Raw genomic sequence first — 16,351 nt, 5'->3', positions numbered from 1 at the left:
TGCCATATTGATATGGTAAGTGCGTTTTTCTATTCATACTACCTGCTTTTATATATTTCAATTTGCTAATATTAAAATATTCCTTTGAAATGCTGTAGTAGCGGTCTCTTTACGTAGGATGCGCTTACGTAAGGAGGTGATTACGAGTGGGCGGAAAAGTCTGGAAGGACAAGTACGTCGACGGCAACTTTTCCCATAAGCCTCTTGCTGGCGATGTTCTGAGCGGCGACTTCACGGGAGCCGATTTCACAGGCGCGGACCTGAGCGGCGCAACGCTCAGCGGAGATTTCACAGAAGCAAAATTCTGTGATGCCGATCTGTCGGGCGCTGATCTCAGCGGCACGTTCGCTGATGCAACGTGTATCAAGCCCTGGCTTAAGCGCCACAGGTAAATGAAATCCAGCAAGAACCACTCTCTTCCTTCGCTTTCCTTCCTTCACCATTTTGATTTTCGAAACTATGCGCATTCCTACACCGAGCAAACCAACAACATACACTGTAGGAGACTTTCATGGCAATTAGTGGAACATTTATTGATTTTGATTTCTCAAATGAGAATTATGCAGGCCAAACATTCTCTGGCGATTTCACCGGCAGCAGCTTCAGTGGGTCCGATCTGAGCGGCGCATTGCTGCTCGGCGATTTCACCGACGCCGACTTTAGCGGCGCAGACCTGAGCGGCTCGGTGCTTTCGGGCACCTTTACTGCGGCGACCATGCCCGACGGCAGCACGCACAGCTAGGCTCCTTTCTACGATACGCACTACGAACTACGCATAACAGAAACAAGTGCATAATTCGTAGTGCGTAGAAAATTCTGTGCCATCTGTGTAATCTGTGGATATACTTCTCTAGCGAACATTTGCGCGGCTCCGCCCGCGCCGCTATACTTACTCTCGCTAGAAAGAGAGTGAGAATGCCACATCGTACGTTTCGCCTGCTGGCTGCGCTGCTGCTTGTGCTGCTCAGCGTCGCCGCCTTCCCCGCAGCCCCCGCCGCTGCCGCCACCGTCCCGCCCGGCTTTGCCGACACGCTGGTGGCGAATGTGCCCGCCCCCACTGCCATGGCCTTTGTCAGCGCCAACCGCCTGCTGATTAGCTCGCAGCAAGGCCAGCTGCGGGTCTTCCAAAATGGCGCGCTGCTCAGCACGCCCGCGCTCGACCTCACCGTTGGCGACCGTGTCTGCACGAACTCCGAGCGCGGCATGCTTGGTGTTGCGGTCGACCCCGATTTCGCCAGTAATCATTTCATTTATATCTACTACACTTACAAGAAATTCAACGTCTGCCCGACCGGCGACCCAACCAACCCTCAGGTGCCGGTAAACCGCGTCTCGCGCTTTGTGCTCTCCGACGCGAATGTCGCCAGCGGCGAGACTGTGCTGATCGACAATATTCTTTCGCCCAACGGCAACCACAACGGCGGCGACCTGCATTTCGGCGCGGATGGCTTGCTGTACATCAGCGTGGGCGATGGCGGCTCCGACTATGCCGGCGACAGCGGCGGCGCAGGTGCAAACGATGCCGCGCGCGACCGCTTTATTCTGCTTGGCAAAATCCTGCGCATCACCCGCGATGGCGCGATCCCGCCCGGTAACCCTTTCCAGGGCGCTGGCACAGCGCGCTGCAACACAGCTGGCCGCACAAGCGCCGGGCTGATCTGCCAGGAAACCTTCGCCTGGGGGTTGCGCAACCCCTTCCGCTTTGCCTTCCAGCCGGGCACCAGCCAGTTCTTTATCAACGACGTTGGGCAGAACGCCTGGGAAGAAATCGACCAGGGGCAGGCCGGTGCCGACTACGGCTGGAACTGCCGCGAAGGCCGACACACCAACAGCACCAGCGGGAAGTGCAGCCCAACGCCACCCAACATGGTCGACTCGATTTACGAGTATGATCACAGCGATTGCGCGGCGATCACGGGCGGCGCATTCGTGCCCAATGGCGTATGGCCGGCCGAGTATGCGGGAGCCTACCTGTACGGCGACTATGTGTGCGGCAAGATGTTTGTGCTGAAGCAGCAGGGCGGCGTGTGGAGCGCCACGCAATTTGCCAGCGGCGACAGCGGCGGCCCAACGGGCATGATCTTCGGCCCCTACCAGGGCACGCAGGCGCTGTATTACACTACTTACAACGCTGGTGGGCAAGTGCGCCGCGTTGTTTCCACGGCCAGCACGAACCGCGCGCCAGTCGCCGTGATCAGCGCCAGCCCAACCAACGGCGCTGCGCCACTGACCGTGAACTTTAGCGCGGCGGGCAGCAGCGACCCGGATGGCGATACACTCACCTACGAGTGGAGCTTTGGCGATGGCTCGGCGCGCGCGAGCGGCGCGCAGGTTTCGCACCAGTACGCCAAAGGCACCTACACCGCCACGCTCACGGTGCGCGACCCGCACGGCGGGGTTTCAACCGCCACGCAGCGCATCGACTCGGGCAACACGCCCCCGGTCGCGACAATCAGCGCGCCGGCGGCAGGTTTCCACTTCCGCGTTGGTGAGCAAATTACGCTGCAGGGCAGTGCGACCGACCCCGAAGACGGCACTGTGCCGCCGGCGCGCCTGAGCTGGACGGTACTGCTGCACCATAACACCCATACGCACCCCTACGCTGGCCCAGGCAGCGGCAACAGCCTGACGATCACCGCGCCGCCGCCCGAAGACCTGGCCGCGACAACCACCAGCTACCTGGAAGTGCGGCTCACCGCCACCGATTCGCAGGGCCTCACCAGCACAACCACCCGCGAGCTGCGGCCCACGCTTGTCAGTATTACCTTTGACACCGTGCCAGCAGGGCGCACGCTTGTGGTCAATAACACCACGTTTACCGCGCCCAAAACCTTTGTCTCGTGGGAAAACTATGCACTCACCATCGACTCGCCTGCGCAGCGCGATGGCACAGGCAATTGGGTGGTCGTCACTGGCTGGGCCGATGGGCCAGTTGCCACACCTGCCCGCCGCACGATCCTGACGCCGCCCAGCGCTACCACCTACACCGCGGCGTTCGGCCCGGCGCGGGTGTGGTTCCTGCCGCGCATCACACAGCCATAGTGCGCTTTCAGTGCGGGGGATAGGGTATGGGGTTTAGGGGTTGGGAATTACGGGCTTTCCATACCTCAAACCTCGCCTGGAACTGCCCTGGGTGCTGTAACGTTTGCGCGGCTGGCGAGACATGATTGTGCAGGGATCACACGCGAAAGGAACTGCAATGAAAGCCTACACCAAGCCATCCGACGACGAACTGCGCCGCCGCCTGACGTCTGAGCAGTACAAAGTTACCCAGCGCGAAGGCACCGAGCTGCCGTATATGAACAAGTACTGGAACAACAAGCAGCCCGGCATCTATGTCGATGTGGTTTCCGGCGAGCCGCTGTTCAGCTCGCTCGACAAGTACGATTCGGGCACGGGCTGGCCGAGCTTCACGCGCCCATTAGTGGACGCAAATATCGCGGAGCGCACCGACCACAAGCTGTGGATGGAACGCACCGAAGTGCGGTCGAAGCACGCCGACTCGCATTTGGGTCACGTCTTCGAGGATGGCCCGGCGCCCACGGGCCTGCGCTACTGCATGAACTCGGCGTCGCTGCGCTTCATCCCCGCCGATCAGCTCGAGCAGGAAGGCTACGGCGAGTTCCGCACGCTGTTCGAGTAGACGGCGGTTCCACACACAAAAGGCACGACGACTCGCAAGAGTCTTCGTGCCTTTGTAGTTAGGCACTACGCACTACGCATTACGCACTTAGCTGTGTAGTGCGTAGTGCGCAGTGCATATTTCAAAAATTCACTCGAATTGACATTGAGAACCGTTATTCCCCTACGGGCAGCGGCGGCGCAATTGGCTCACCCTCGCCCACCGTCTGGCTCACGGCGCGCTTGCCAAGCTGCACGGCCGGCGCAAGCAGTGTGACGCCCAGCCCAAGCACTGCCGCGCCAAACGCCAGCCAGAACACGCCCAGGATCGCGCTTGCCAGGACCGTGCGCAGCGTGCCATCGAGCGCGGCACTATTCGCCTGCGCAATCGGGTCGAGCAGCGCGCTGAGCGAAACGCTGGCTGGATCGAGACCCGCTGCCAGCAAGCCAGCGGCAAGCTGCGCACTCAGCAGCGCGCCCATCACGCTCACGCCCAGCGTGCCGCCAATGCTGCGGCTGAACTGCAGGGTCGAGGTGGCCGTGCCCAGCGCGCTGCGCTGCACGGTGCTCTGCACTGCAATCAGGAACGACGGGATCGACAGGCCCATGCCCACACCCATCAGCGCCATGCTGCCGAGCAGCAGCGAGGTGCCATACGCCCCGCCCGATTGCGTGAGCGCCAGCGCGCCGATCACAAACAGTACCATGCCGATCACGGAAAGCGTGCGATAGCCCACATTCAGCAGCAGGCGGCTGCCCACAATGCTGGCCAGCACCCACGAAAGCATCATGGGCATGATTGCCGCGCCGGCGACTGTGGCGCTGGTGCCAAGCACGGCCTGCACATACAGCGGCACATACGAGGCGCTGCCGAACATTGCCCAGCCCGCCAGCACGCCATGCGCGCACGCCACCGCAAACATGCGGTCGCGGAACAGATTGAGGGGCAGCACTGGGTCGGCCGCGTGGCGCTCGACATAGGCCAGCAGCCCGAGCAGCAGCGCCGCCACGCCAAGCGCAACCCAGCCAATCGTCGTGCCAAGCTCGCCCAGGCCGGCCAGCAACGCCACCACGCCAGCGGTCAGCAGCACCGCACCCAGGTAATCGACGCTGGGGCGCGCGGCGTTGGCGGGGCGTGCCTGATCCTGCCATGCGCGCCAGACCAGGATCAGCGCGATTGTCCCTGGTAGAAGATTGACATAAAATACCCAGTGCCATGAAATCTGGTCGACCAGAAAGCCGCCCAGCAGCGGGCCGATCACCGACGAGACGCCCCACACGCCCGAGAACACGCCCTGAATGCGCGCGCGCTGCTCAAAGGTGAACAGGTCACCAATGATGATAAACGCCAGCGGCAGCACGCCGCCCGCGCCCAGGCCCTGAATCGCCCGCGCCGCGATCAGCTGGTTCATACTTTGTGACATGCCACACAGCGCCGAGCCGATCAGGAACAGGATCATGCCGATTGCGTAGATCGGCCGCCGCCCGTACAGGTCGGAAAGTTTGCCGTACAGCGGCACGGTGGTGGTTGACGTAAGCATGTAGACCGAAAAGACCCAGCTGTAGCTGCTGAGCCCGCCCAGCTGGCTGACAATCGTGGGCATCGCCGTCGCCACGACGGTCGATTCCATCGAGGCCATAAACAGGCTGAGCATCACGCCCAGAGTAATCACGATCACGCGTTGGCGCGACATACTGCATCCCTTTCCCAAACTTGGTGGGCAGAACGGCGCTGTTCAGCCAATTTCGGAGAACGCCCAACAACCGCCTGCACCGGCAGGCGGGCCAGCACCCAGGCGCGCGGCGGGCTTAGCCGCGGCTGGGCCGCACCGCAAGAACAAGCTGATTTTCGGAAGGATCGCGCAAGATGATGCCTTCGGAGGTTTGCTCGCTGGCCAGGCCGGCTTCGCGCACACGCGCAACCACCTGCTCCAGCGCGCCCGCGTTCGGCAGCTGCACCACAAAGTAGCGCAAGCCCGCCGATCCAGCCGGCGGCGGCGGCGCGCCCACGCCCGCCCAAACGTTCAGGCCAATGTGGTGGTGGTAGCCGCCCGCCGAGATGAACAGCGCGCTGGGGCCATAGCGCAGCATCACGTCGAAGCCGAGCACGCCGCAGTAGAATGCCTCGGCCGCGCCCAGATCGGCGACATGCAGGTGCATATGCCCGAGTGTCGTGCCCGGCGCAATGCCGTCCCATGGGCGCGTGTCGCGCTCCAGCTCGCCAAGCACGCCATCAATGTCGAGGGGATCAACCGCCATCTGAAGCTGGCCATTGCGCGAAGGCCACTCGGTGCGCGGGCGGTCGCGGTAGATTTCGATCCCGTTGCCGTCGGGGTCGTCGAGGTAGAGCGCCTCGCTGACCAGATGATCGGACGCGCCGGTCAGTGGGTAGCGCATTTCGGCCAGGCGGCGCAGCGAGCGCGCCAGCTCGAGGCGGCTGGGCACGAGGATGGCAAAGTGGTACAGGCCAGTGGTGCGCGGCGGTCGCGGCTGCGCGCCAGCCAGCTCGGTCAGCGCGGCCAGCGGTGTCGCGCCATCGGCCGAGAGCGTGAGTGTTGCCCCGGCGCGCACAAGCACACGCAAACCAAGCACGTCGGTATAAAACTGTTCCGAGCGCTTGAGATCAGCGACAGTCAGCGCCACCGGCCCGACCGTGGTGGCCGGATGGATCGAAAAGGTATTCATGCATCCTCGCTTGCGCAGTGCTGGTTTGCACCATACTACCACACTTCGCGAGAAGCTGCTTTTGGCCCGTTTCGCCGACAGGTCCGTGTCAAAGTTCCAAATTTCATCCACAGATTACGCAGATTACGCAGATATGAGGTCTATATCTGTGTAATCTGCGTAATCTGTGGATGAATACCGTTCTTGTTCCAACTTTGACATGGCCCTGCTTCGCCGGTTTGGCCTGCTCAGGCGGCTTGCAGGCAGCGCGGCGTGGGCGCTACCCCCGCATCCCTGATGACATAGCGAATGACATCAGTCATCGACACAATGCCCAACGGGTAGACCTGCTGACTGTTGCCCTTCGCCACAACCAGGCGGTGAATATGGTTGCGCGTCATCAGGGTTACCGCGTCGATCAGCGGGGCGTCGGCGCTGCACGTGATTACGTGGGGCGACATAATTTCGCCCGCTGTGATGCAGCTGCCTTGCGGGCCGGCCAGCTGATACTGCACCTGCAGCACATCGGTCTGCGAAACGATGCCAATCGCGTAGCCGGCTTCGTCAACCACAACAATTGCGTGAATAGAATGGTCGATCAGGCGCCGCATTACCTGCACAATTGGCGTGCTCGCCACGCAGGTGATCAGTTCGCGGCTCATCACATCTTTGACCGAACGCTCGTACATCAGGTCTACCTCCTAGCGTCTATGCAATGCGGTAGCGGTCGGGGCTACCACGGGATGGTGAGGCGTCTTGAGCGTATCGCCAGCAAGTTACAACGAAGTTCTGCCTTTGTGAAAAAAGAATCAACCACTGCGCGGGAAGATCCCTGTACCGAAGATCAGGGCCGCAGCCTGCCCTTTGTCTAGGCCACGTCCATTCACCTGGCCTATGCGCGCCGCGCACCTGCTTGCTAGACTGTATGTATCGCTTCTCTAAGAAAACGAACGATAAAACCAAAAGGAATCGCGCATGAATTTCCATAATAAAACCGCTCTGATTACGGGTGCCTCGCGCGGCCTGGGGCTGGCGCTCGCGCACGCGCTCGCCGCCGAGGGCTGGTCGCTCGTCATCACGGCGCGCGGCGCGGAAGCACTGGAAGCTGCCCGCGCTGAGCTGGCCGCCAGCACGGCGGTGCGCGCCTTCCCCGGCGACGTCGCCGACCCGGCGCATCGCGCCGCGCTTGGGAATGCCGTTGCAGAAAATGGCCTCGATCTGGTGGTGAACAACGCCAGCATTCTTGGCCCCAGCCCGCAGCCGGCCCTGCTCGACTACCCACTCGATGTCCTTGAAGACGTGTTCCGCGCCAATGTGGTCGGCCCGCTGGGCGTGCTGCAAAGCGTGCGCGGTGCGCTGAAGCCGGGCGCGCGCATCATCAACATCACCAGCGACGCCGCCGTCGAGCCGTACGAAGGCTGGGGCGGCTATGGCTCCAGCAAGGCCGCCTTCGAGCAGCTTTCGGCCATTCTTGCCGCCGAAAACCCCGACTGGCGGGTCTACTGGGTCGATCCGGGCGATATGCAGACGCAAATGCACCAGGAAGCCTTCCCTGGCGAAGACATCAGCGACCGGCCCCTGCCCGAAACCAGCGTGCCTGGCCTGCTCGCGCTGATCGCGGGCGACGCGCCAAGCGGGCGCTATCAGGCGCGCGCCGCCGCTCCCGCCCCCGCGCCGATTGGCGAAGTGCGCGTGGCCTTCACGGTCGACAAGTACGAGCAGGCGGTGGCGCTGTATCGCGACACGCTGGGCCTGCCTGTGGCCGAAGAATGGAACACGCCGCAGGGACGCGGCATGGTGCTGGCAGCCGGCCCCGCCACAATCGAGCTGCTCAACACGCCACAGGCCGCGCTGGTTGACGAAATAGAGGTTGGGCGGCGCGTAGCCGGTCCAATCCGCATCGCGCTGGAAGTGCCCGAGCTAGCGAACGCAAGCGCGGCCTTCGCCAAGCACGGCGCGGAAGCACTGAACGACCCCGTTCGCACGCCCTGGAACCATCACAACCAGCGCCTCGAAACCGCCGACGGCGCGCAGGTCACGCTCTACCAGGTGCTGCCCGCGCCCGAGGAGGCGCAGCATGAATAATACTCTCGCCGAGCCGCGCGCCAGCTTCATGCCCGCGCCGCTCGATTTTCACCTGCCGCCCGAGCTCGAAGCCGCCGAGCCGCCCGAGGCGCGCGGCATGGCCCGCGACGACGTGCGCCTGATGGTTTCGTACCGCGCCGACGACCGCATTGCGCACACGCGCTTCCGCGAGCTGCCGCACTTTCTGCAAGCCGGCGACGTGCTGGTGATCAACACCAGCGGCACACTGGCTGCCGCACTGGCGGTCACCCGCGCCGACGGCACGCCGCTGGAGCTACACCTTTCCACGCACCTGCCCGCCGACCTGTGGGTGGTCGAGCTGCGCCAGCCAGCAGAACGGGCCAGCGCGCCCTTTCGCGCGGGTATCGCTGGGGAAACGCTCGAGCTGCCGGGCGGTGCAAGCGCGCAGCTACTCGCGCCCTACTCGCTCGACCGCACCATGCCCACCGAGGCGCCGCGCCTGTGGGTTGCGGCGCTGCGGCTCGGCAGCTGCCTGAACTGCTATCTGGAACAGTATGGCTTCCCCATCCGCTACGGCTACGTCCGCGACGCCTGGCCGCCGAGCTACTACCAGACGGTCTATGCCACCGAGATGGGCAGCGCCGAAATGCCCTCGGCCGGTCGCGCCTTCACGCCCGAGCTGATCACGCGGCTGGCGGCGAATGGCGTGCAGATTGCGCCGCTGATCTTGCACACGGGCGTCGCCAGCCTGGAAGATCACGAGCCGCCCTATGAAGAATTCTTTCGCGTGCCGCCCACCACCGCGCAGCAGATCAACGCGGCGCGCGCGTCCGGCCGGCGCGTGATTGCGGTTGGCACCACGGTTGTGCGCGCGCTTGAGACGGTCAGCACCGACGCGGGGCAGGTAGCACCGGGCGAGGGCTGGACGCGCCTGGTGATCACGCCAGCGCAGGGCATTCACGCCGTCGACGGCTTGCTGACGGGCTTGCACGAGCCGCGCGCCACCCACCTCGCCATGCTCGAAGCGCTGGCCGGCCGGCCGCATCTTCAGCTCACCTACGCGGCGGCGCTGCGCGAGCGCTACCTGTGGCATGAATTCGGCGACCTGCACTTGATCTTGCCGTGATGCGAGCGCACCATATCGCCCTGCTCACGCCCGATCTGGCGCGGCTGGAAGCGTTCTATACCGAGGCGCTTGGTCTTTCGGTCGCATTGCGCTGGGATGATCTGGGGATTGTGTTTCTCCATGCGGGTGGCGTGCAGCTGGAGCTTTGCGCGCTTGAGGGTGCCGGCGCGCCGCCGCACGCACTCGACGAAGGGGTGGGCTTGAATCATCTCGCCTTCGGCGTGGCGCAGCTCGACGTGACCTACGCGGAACTGCTGGAGCGCGGCGCGCGGGCGATTTCCCCGCCGCAGCAGTATCGCACGCTGCGCATTGCCTTCCTCGCCGACCCGGATGGCAATGTGATCGAGCTGGTGGAAGAAAACGAGAGCAGATGGCAGTAGGCAGCCGGCAGTAACCTTACTGCGAATTGCCTACTGCCATCTGCTTACCCCGCCGCGCTCGCGTCGTCGGCCAGCCAGCGCCGCGCCGCCGCCACGTCGGCGTTGATCTGCGCAACCAGCGCGCCGATGTTGGCAAATTTCTGCTCGCCGCGCAGGCGATGTACCAGCTCCAGCCGCACTGTGTCGCCATAAATGTCGCCCACGAAATCGAGCAGGTAGGCCTCCACGGTGCGGCGCGCTCCGTCGAAGGTTGGGCGCATGCCAATATTCGTTACCGCGCCGTAGCTGTGCCCGTTCACCTCGGCATGGCAGACATACACGCCATCGGCCGGCAGCAGGTGACGCTCATCGACCTCGATATTCGCGGTGGGGAAGCCAATCGTGCGCCCGCGCTGGTCGCCGCGTGCAACCGTGCCACGCACGCCAAATGGCCGGCCCAGCAGCCATGCCGCGCTGGCAACATCACCTTCGCGCAGGGCGTTGCGAATGCGCGTGGAGCTGATTGGCGAGCCGTCCTGCAATGCAAATGCATCGACCGGGTGAACGCTGTAGCCCCGTTCCTGGCCGATCTCGCGCAGCCGCACAAGGGTGCCCTCGCGCCGCCGCCCCAGCGCAAAATCCCAGCCGACCCACAGCTCGCGCAGCGCCACCGAACGACAGATCTGGCTCATGAACTCGTGGGCTGTCAGCTCCATGGTGTCACGCGTAAACGCCATCACAATCAGCAGATCAGCCCCAAGGTTGCGAATCAGCTCGGCGCGCTCTTCGAAACTGGTGAGGTACATGCGGCCACGGTCGGGGTGAATCACCATGTCGGGGTGGGGGTCGAAGGTCAGCACCGCACTCTGGCAGCCCAGCTCGCGCGCGCGCCGCACTGCGCTGCCAATCAGCTGCTGATGACCTTTGTGGACGCCATCGAACGCGCCAATGGTCAGGATCGTTGGGCGGGCGTTGATGGCAGGGGGCAGGCCTTGCACAATATCCATGGGCAGTTCCAGTTTCTGTTGGGCTAGTATTCTGGCAAGAAAGTTCTTCTATACAACGGGCAAGCTTCCAGAAAGCTAATCTGGATACCAGATTGAAGCAAAACTGGCTTCAGCACAATGGGCAAGCTTCCAGAAAGCTAATCTGGATACCAGATTGAAGCAAAGCTGGCTTCAGCTTCCTGGAAGCTGAGTGCAAGGAAATTTATTTTCCAGAGTACTAGCTCCAGTCGAATACTTTGTCGGGCTGCCAGAGCTCGTCGGCGCGGTGCGCCAGCGCCAGCAGTTCGCCGCCCGGGGCGTGAATACGCGCCCGCTCGCCAGCAACATCCAGCGCCACCGGCAGGCCGTTGCGCACACGGCGGGCAGTTTCTGCGTCAACCCGCGCAGCCGGCCAGTCGAGGACGGCGCGCTCAGCGGGCAATAACACCTGCGCCAGCGGAAGGTTGCCATCGACCAGCCCGGCCAGTGGATGTGCGTCGTCCAGGGTAAATTCGCCCACGGCGGTGCGCCGCAGACCCGCCAGATGTGCGCCACAGCCCAACGCCGCGCCAATGTCACGCGCCAGCGAGCGGATGTAGGTGCCCTTGCTGCACAGCACGTCGAGCGTCAGTGTTTCGGGCGTGCGCGCCAGCAGCTCCAGCGCCTCAATCATCACTGGTCGTGCCGCTCGCTCAACCGTGATGCCCTCGCGCGCCAGTTCGTGCAGGCGGCGGCCCTGGTGGTGCAGCGCCGAGTACATGGGCGGCACCTGCTCGATTTGCCCGCGAAACGCGCCTAGCACTTGCTCAAGCGCGGCATCGTCCAGCACTGGCACCGGGCTCGTCGCAAGCGTTTCGCCCTCGGCGTCGTCGGTGCTGGTCGTCACGCCCAGCCGCACTTCGGCCAGGTAGCGCTTGCTGGTGGCATCCTGCACATACTCGATCAGTCGGGTGGCGTTGCCCAGCGCCGTCACCAGCACACCGGTCGCGGCCGGGTCGAGCGTGCCGGCGTGGCCCACACGCTTCTGCTGGGCAACGCGGCGCAGTTTTGCCACCACATCGTGCGAGGTGATGCCAGCAGGCTTATCAATGATTACAAAGCCGTGGATCACGCGTCACCCGTCATCAGCGCACCAGATCGAGCAGCTTGGGCAGCACTTCGTGCTCGGCCAGCTCGGGGCTCATGTTGAGCGTTGCGCCGGCCGCCTGAGCGTGCCCGCCACCGCCCCAGTATTTCGCCAGCAGCGCAACATTGATTGGCTGGATGGAGCGCAGGCTGATCTTGGTTGTGCCGTCCTGCCGCTCCTTGAAAACGACCAGCGCCTTCACGCCCGCCACGCGCTGGAGCATGCGCACGACTTCGTCGACGGCTTCGTCTTCCGCGCCAGTTGCGCGCATCATCGAGAGCGTCACGCGCGCCCAGGCAATCGGCCCGTCGCGGCGCATGTCGGCAATCGCCTGACCGATCAGCTCGGCACTGCTGGCGGGAAGCGCGTAGTACACCTCGCGCACAATCCGCAGCTGGTCGGCGCCCAGGTCGAGCAGCTCGGCCGCCACGCGCAGCGAGGTCGCGGTGGTCGCACTGGTCTGGAAGCTCTGTGTGTCGGTGGTGATGCCCATCAGCAGGCAGGTAGCCAGCTCATTGTCAACCGCGATGCCCATGGCCTGAAACAGCTCGAACAGCAGCTCGCAGGTCGAGGCGGCCTCGGGCACGATCAGGTTCACCGCGCCCGCGCCCTCATTCGTGACGTGGTGGTCGACAATCGCAATTGGCAGCGAGGTCAGCTCGTGGGTGTGCTCGTCGTAGATCCGCCCAACCCGCGCCAGCGTCGCGGTGTCAACCATCATCACGAGGTCGACTTCGGGCAGCGCCATGCCTGCGCGGTACACCTGAATGTGCTCGGCACCCGGCAGCCAGACCGCGTAGCCCGGCAGCGGCGACGACGCGAGCGGGATCGATTCTTTGCCCAGCGCCTGCAGCACATGCCACACGCTCAGCAGCGAGCCGATTGCGTCGCCGTCGGGGTTGATATGCGTGAGAATCAGGATGCGCTTGGCCCGCTCGATCTGCGCCGCCAGGGCTGGTGCCGCCAGCATTGGATCGGTATAAATTGTCATAACGTTATTCGCTCGTTTCGTTGGCTGGCTTATGCAGATGATACACCGCGTGGCCAGAGCGTTTTTTTACCTGTTTGAGCTTGAGCTTGTGGCGCGTTCCAATGCCGGGGATCAGGTGATTGAGGCCGCTCACAACCACAAACCAGTAGTCGCCGCCCGGCCGCAGGTGTGCCAGCGGGCCAAGCATAAATTCTTCCTCAATCGCTTCTTCACCGATTTTGGCAGGGATGTTCGAAACAATCAGGTCGAAGGGCAGGTCGGGCGCCTGTTCCAGGCCAACGCTGCCAAGCGCGGTGAGGTTCGGCACCTTGTTGAGTTCGGCGTTGTGGCGCGTGTAGCGCACCGCCAGCAGGTCGCGGTCGATCGAGTAGACCTGCGCCTCGGGGAAGAGACGCGCCAGCACAATACCAATCACCCCGCAGCCGCAGCCCATGTCGAGAATGGTGCGCGGCGCGGGGGCGTCGATGGTGCGAAGGAACAGGTCGGTTCCCTCGTCGATCTGGAAGGAAGAAAACAGGGTGTGGGCGACGTCGAAGGAAAATGACTGCTGGCGGCAGTAGTAGTCGATCCGCTTCTTGAAGTAGACATCAACCACGGTGCTGCGCTCCACTCTATGCGTACCTGTGCGCTATCCCGAGCGCAGCGCGCTGCTCAGGCTTCGTCGTCAATCTGGGGTGGGTTGGTGCGGCGATCCAGCTCAACTTGACGTAATACTTCATCGATACGCATGCTGTAGTCGAGCGAGGTGTCAAGCTCAAGGTGCAGCTCGGGCACGCTGCGCAGGTGCCGCAGCTCGTGCGCCAGCTGGCGGCGCATAAAGCCCTTGGCGCGCTCCAGCGCCTCCATTGTTGCGGCGCGCTCGGCCTCGTCCATAATCGAGATGCGCACCTTGGCGTGCTGCAGGTCGGCGCTCACATCCACGCCCACCACTGTCGCAAATCCCACGCGCGGGTCTTTCAGCTCGTACTGAATGATCTCGCTCAGGATGTGCTGGATCTCTTCACCAACTTGTTGTGTACGTTTGCTCATTGTTATTTACGATTTACGATTTACGATTGTCGATTGCCTGAGCAACCTCAAATCGTAAATCGTAAATCTCAAATCGTAAATCCTACGCTGTTCGCTCGACCTTTTCCTTGCGGTAGAACTCCATGTTGTCGCCAACCTGCACGTCGGTGAAGCCCTCAACGACCAGACCGCACTCATAGCCCGACTGCACTTCGCGAACATCGTCCTTGAAGCGCTTGAGGCTACCGATCTTGCCATCGTGCAGCACCACGCCGCTGCGCAGCACGCGCACGCTGTAGTTGCGCATGATCTTGCCGTCAGTCACGTACAGGCCCGCCACGATTTCGCGCGAAGGCAGCCGGAAGGTGTTGCGCACATCGGCAAACCCTTCGGTCACTTCCTTCCACTCCGGGTCGAGCATACCAATCATCGCTTTCCGCAAATCATCAGTCAGCTGGTAGATGATGTTGTAGAAGCGAATGTCGATGCCCTGTTGCTCGGCGCTGCGGCGTGCAGCCGGGTCGGGGCGTGCGTTGAAGCCGATAATGATCGCCCGCGACGCCACCGCCAGGTTCACATCACTCTCGGTGATGGTGCCTGTGCCACGGTGGATGATCTTGATCTGCACTTCACTGGTGTTGAGCTGGCCCAGCGCGTGTTCAATCGCGCCAATCGAGCCGCTCACGTCGGCCTTCAGGATGATGTTCAGCTCTTTGATCTTGCCCTGCTGAATGTTGCTGAACAGGTCATCAAGGCTGACGCCACGGGTCGTCGCCATTGCCTCCAGGCGCTGCTGGCGCTGGCGCTGGGTCGCAACTTCGCGCGCAATCGTCAGGTCGCTCATCACTTGCAGGATGTCGCCCGCCTGTGGCACTTCGTTCAGGCCCAGGATCACCACGGGTGTCGAGGGCTCGGCAAAGCGCATTTTCTTGCCGTTGTCGCTGAACATTGCGCGCACCGTGCCGGTAACACCGCCGACAAGTACGTTATCCTCGGGGCGCAGCGTGCCGTTCTGGATCAGCGCCGTGGCGATTGGGCCGCGACTCTTGTCCATCTCGGCTTCGACGATGGTGCCGACTGCCGCCGCACTGGGGTTAGCCTTGAACTCCTGCAGGTCAGCAACCAGCAGGATCATCTCCAGCAGGCCGTCGATGTTGAGCTTCTGCTTGGCCGAAACCTCGACCGACGGCACATCGCCGCCGAACTGCTCGACAATTACGTTCGCGGTTGCGAGCTGCTGACGCACCCGGTCAGGGTTGGCGTTCACCGCGTCGATCTTGTTGATCGCGACGATCATTGGTACGCCAGCCGCCTGCACGTGCGAAATTGCTACCTGTGTCTGCGGCATCACGCCGTCGTCGGCGGCAACCACCAGAATGACGATATCCGTCACCTGGGCGCCGCGCGCGCGCATGGCGGTGAATGCCTCGTGGCCGGGAGTGTCGAGGAAGGTGATTTTGCGGCCATGCACTTCGACCTGATAGGCGCCGATGTGCTGGGTAATGCCGCCAGCCTCGCCCTCGGCAACGCGCGCCGAGCGAATTGCATCCAGCAGCTTGGTCTTGCCGTGGTCGACATGGCCCATGATCGTGACGACCGGCGGGCGCGTGCGCAGGTCGGTGGTTTTTTCCGCCGACAGCACGTCCTTGACGTTTTCGACCACGCCAGCCAGCTGCGGCGGGACGTATTCCTTGGTCTCGATGTTGAAGTCGGTCGCGATCAGCGCAGCCGTGTCGTAGTCGATCTGCTGATTGATGTTCGCCAGCACGCCAAGCTTGAGCAGTGCTTTGAGAATATCGGACGCGCCGACGCTGGTGGCCTCGGAGAACTCGCGCACGGTCATCAGGCTGGGCAGTTCAACCGGGCCTTTTGGGCGTACCGGCGCGCGCGGCTGCACCATTGGGCCACGCCCGGGCATGCCACCACGGCCAGGGGCGCCGCGACCGTTGGAAGGGCCGCCACGATTATTCCCGCCGGGCCGTCCGCCAGTTGTGCCGCGAGCGGCTGGTGGTCCATCGGTTTCGCTGCGGGCACCGTCGTTGCGCGAGGCGCCGCTGCGGCCACGGCCACCGCCACCACCGCCGCGGCTGCGATTGCCACCGCCGCCGCCACCACCGCCACCGCCACCCCCGCCGAAGCTACCGCCGCCACCGCCGCCACCAGGGCGACCACCGCCGCCGCCACCACCGCCAGGACGGCCGCCACCGCCACCGCCGCCACCAGGGCGACCGCCGCCGCCACCGCCCATCGGCCGGCCACCACCACCGCCGCCACCGGGGCGGCCACCGCCACCACCAGGACGGCCGCCGCCACCGCCAAATCCACTCATCTGATACCCGATGGCGCTGTTCATGGTGTTGAGTGCGCCCGGCAGAACAATTGTTGCATTCATTCAGTATCTCCTTGCCGCCGGACCACTCACGT

Annotated in this window: 16 protein-coding genes; 7 read left to right on the top strand and 9 right to left on the bottom strand. The window is 63.4% G+C overall.

Going from position 1 to position 16,351, the window contains the following annotated elements; genetic code table 11:
• The first annotated feature begins 146 nt into the window (after nucleotides 1–146).
• The 4 genes from M1P90_RS08970 to msrB all read left to right on the top strand — a co-directional run bounded on the left by M1P90_RS08970 (nucleotide 147) and on the right by msrB (nucleotide 3,643).
• Nucleotides 147–392 carry a pentapeptide repeat-containing protein gene (locus tag M1P90_RS08970; protein WP_483702276.1) on the top strand — a complete coding sequence of 82 codons (246 nt, stop codon included), beginning with the start codon at nucleotides 147–149 and terminating at the stop codon, nucleotides 390–392.
• Nucleotides 393–511: 119 nt separating this feature from the next.
• Nucleotides 512–742 carry a pentapeptide repeat-containing protein gene (locus M1P90_RS08965; protein WP_483702275.1) on the top strand — a complete coding sequence of 77 codons (231 nt, stop codon included), beginning with the start codon at nucleotides 512–514 and terminating at the stop codon, nucleotides 740–742.
• A gap of 173 nt (nucleotides 743–915) precedes the next feature.
• Entirely contained in the window at nucleotides 916–3,042 is a 2,127-nt protein-coding gene (locus tag M1P90_RS08960; RefSeq protein ID WP_483702274.1) for a PQQ-dependent sugar dehydrogenase, read from the top strand.
• Nucleotides 3,043–3,199: 157 nt separating this feature from the next.
• Nucleotides 3,200–3,643, top strand: coding sequence for a peptide-methionine (R)-S-oxide reductase MsrB (gene msrB / locus M1P90_RS08955; protein WP_483702273.1), 444 nt, complete (start codon nucleotides 3,200–3,202; stop codon nucleotides 3,641–3,643).
• Between the two features lie 154 nt (nucleotides 3,644–3,797).
• On the opposite strand, the gene M1P90_RS08950 is transcribed toward msrB, so the two are convergent.
• The 3 genes from M1P90_RS08950 to M1P90_RS08940 all read right to left on the bottom strand — a co-directional run bounded on the left by M1P90_RS08950 (nucleotide 3,798) and on the right by M1P90_RS08940 (nucleotide 6,974).
• A complete protein-coding gene (locus tag M1P90_RS08950; RefSeq protein ID WP_483702272.1) occupies nucleotides 3,798–5,315 on the bottom strand; it encodes an MDR family MFS transporter in 1,518 nt (505 codons plus the stop codon).
• A 115-nt stretch (nucleotides 5,316–5,430) separates the two neighbouring features.
• On the bottom strand, nucleotides 5,431–6,306 hold the full coding sequence (locus M1P90_RS08945) for a VOC family protein (protein WP_483702271.1): 876 nt from the start codon (nucleotides 6,304–6,306) through the stop codon (nucleotides 5,431–5,433).
• A 227-nt stretch (nucleotides 6,307–6,533) separates the two neighbouring features.
• Nucleotides 6,534–6,974: a CBS domain-containing protein gene (locus tag M1P90_RS08940; RefSeq protein ID WP_483702270.1), complete on the bottom strand. Its 441-nt coding sequence runs from the start codon at nucleotides 6,972–6,974 to the stop codon at nucleotides 6,534–6,536.
• A 286-nt stretch (nucleotides 6,975–7,260) separates the two neighbouring features.
• Between M1P90_RS08940 and M1P90_RS08935 the strand changes: the two genes are divergently transcribed.
• From M1P90_RS08935 to M1P90_RS08925, 3 genes are read left to right on the top strand one after another with little or no spacing between them, the layout of a single operon-like run.
• Nucleotides 7,261–8,370, top strand: a complete 1,110-nt coding sequence (locus M1P90_RS08935) for an SDR family NAD(P)-dependent oxidoreductase (protein ID WP_483702269.1) — start codon at nucleotides 7,261–7,263, stop codon at nucleotides 8,368–8,370.
• A complete protein-coding gene (locus M1P90_RS08930) occupies nucleotides 8,363–9,457 on the top strand; it encodes an S-adenosylmethionine:tRNA ribosyltransferase-isomerase (RefSeq protein WP_483702268.1) in 1,095 nt (364 codons plus the stop codon). The genes M1P90_RS08935 and M1P90_RS08930 overlap by 8 nt, the downstream gene beginning before the upstream one ends.
• A complete protein-coding gene (locus M1P90_RS08925; protein WP_483702267.1) occupies nucleotides 9,457–9,837 on the top strand; it encodes a VOC family protein in 381 nt (126 codons plus the stop codon). Before M1P90_RS08930 ends, M1P90_RS08925 begins: the two co-directional genes overlap by 1 nt.
• Before the next feature lie 44 nt (nucleotides 9,838–9,881).
• Here the strand turns inward: M1P90_RS08925 and M1P90_RS08920 are convergent, their stop codons facing one another.
• The 6 genes from M1P90_RS08920 to infB all read right to left on the bottom strand — a co-directional run bounded on the left by M1P90_RS08920 (nucleotide 9,882) and on the right by infB (nucleotide 16,256).
• On the bottom strand, nucleotides 9,882–10,823 hold the full coding sequence (locus M1P90_RS08920; RefSeq protein ID WP_483702266.1) for a bifunctional riboflavin kinase/FAD synthetase: 942 nt from the start codon (nucleotides 10,821–10,823) through the stop codon (nucleotides 9,882–9,884).
• A 217-nt stretch (nucleotides 10,824–11,040) separates the two neighbouring features.
• The gene (gene truB / locus M1P90_RS08915; protein WP_483702265.1) at nucleotides 11,041–11,913 is read right to left on the bottom strand and encodes a tRNA pseudouridine(55) synthase TruB; all 873 of its coding nucleotides are present in this window, start codon (nucleotides 11,911–11,913) and stop codon (nucleotides 11,041–11,043) included.
• A 13-nt stretch (nucleotides 11,914–11,926) separates the two neighbouring features.
• Nucleotides 11,927–12,919, bottom strand: a complete 993-nt coding sequence (locus M1P90_RS08910) for a DHH family phosphoesterase (RefSeq protein ID WP_483702264.1) — start codon at nucleotides 12,917–12,919, stop codon at nucleotides 11,927–11,929.
• 4 nt (nucleotides 12,920–12,923) lie between these two features.
• Complete coding sequence (locus tag M1P90_RS08905) at nucleotides 12,924–13,529, bottom strand: class I SAM-dependent methyltransferase (protein WP_483702263.1); 606 nt, start codon at nucleotides 13,527–13,529, stop codon at nucleotides 12,924–12,926.
• A gap of 41 nt (nucleotides 13,530–13,570) precedes the next feature.
• A complete protein-coding gene (gene rbfA, locus M1P90_RS08900) occupies nucleotides 13,571–13,948 on the bottom strand; it encodes a 30S ribosome-binding factor RbfA (protein ID WP_483702262.1) in 378 nt (125 codons plus the stop codon).
• An 82-nt stretch (nucleotides 13,949–14,030) separates the two neighbouring features.
• A complete protein-coding gene (gene infB / locus M1P90_RS08895) occupies nucleotides 14,031–16,256 on the bottom strand; it encodes a translation initiation factor IF-2 (protein WP_483704628.1) in 2,226 nt (741 codons plus the stop codon).
• Nucleotides 16,257–16,351: the final 95 nt, after the last annotated feature.

Source organism: Kouleothrix sp. 19917, from assembly GCF_057073505.1.
Note: the sequence above shows the minus strand (reverse complement) of the source record. Positions and strands in the feature narration are given on the sequence as shown.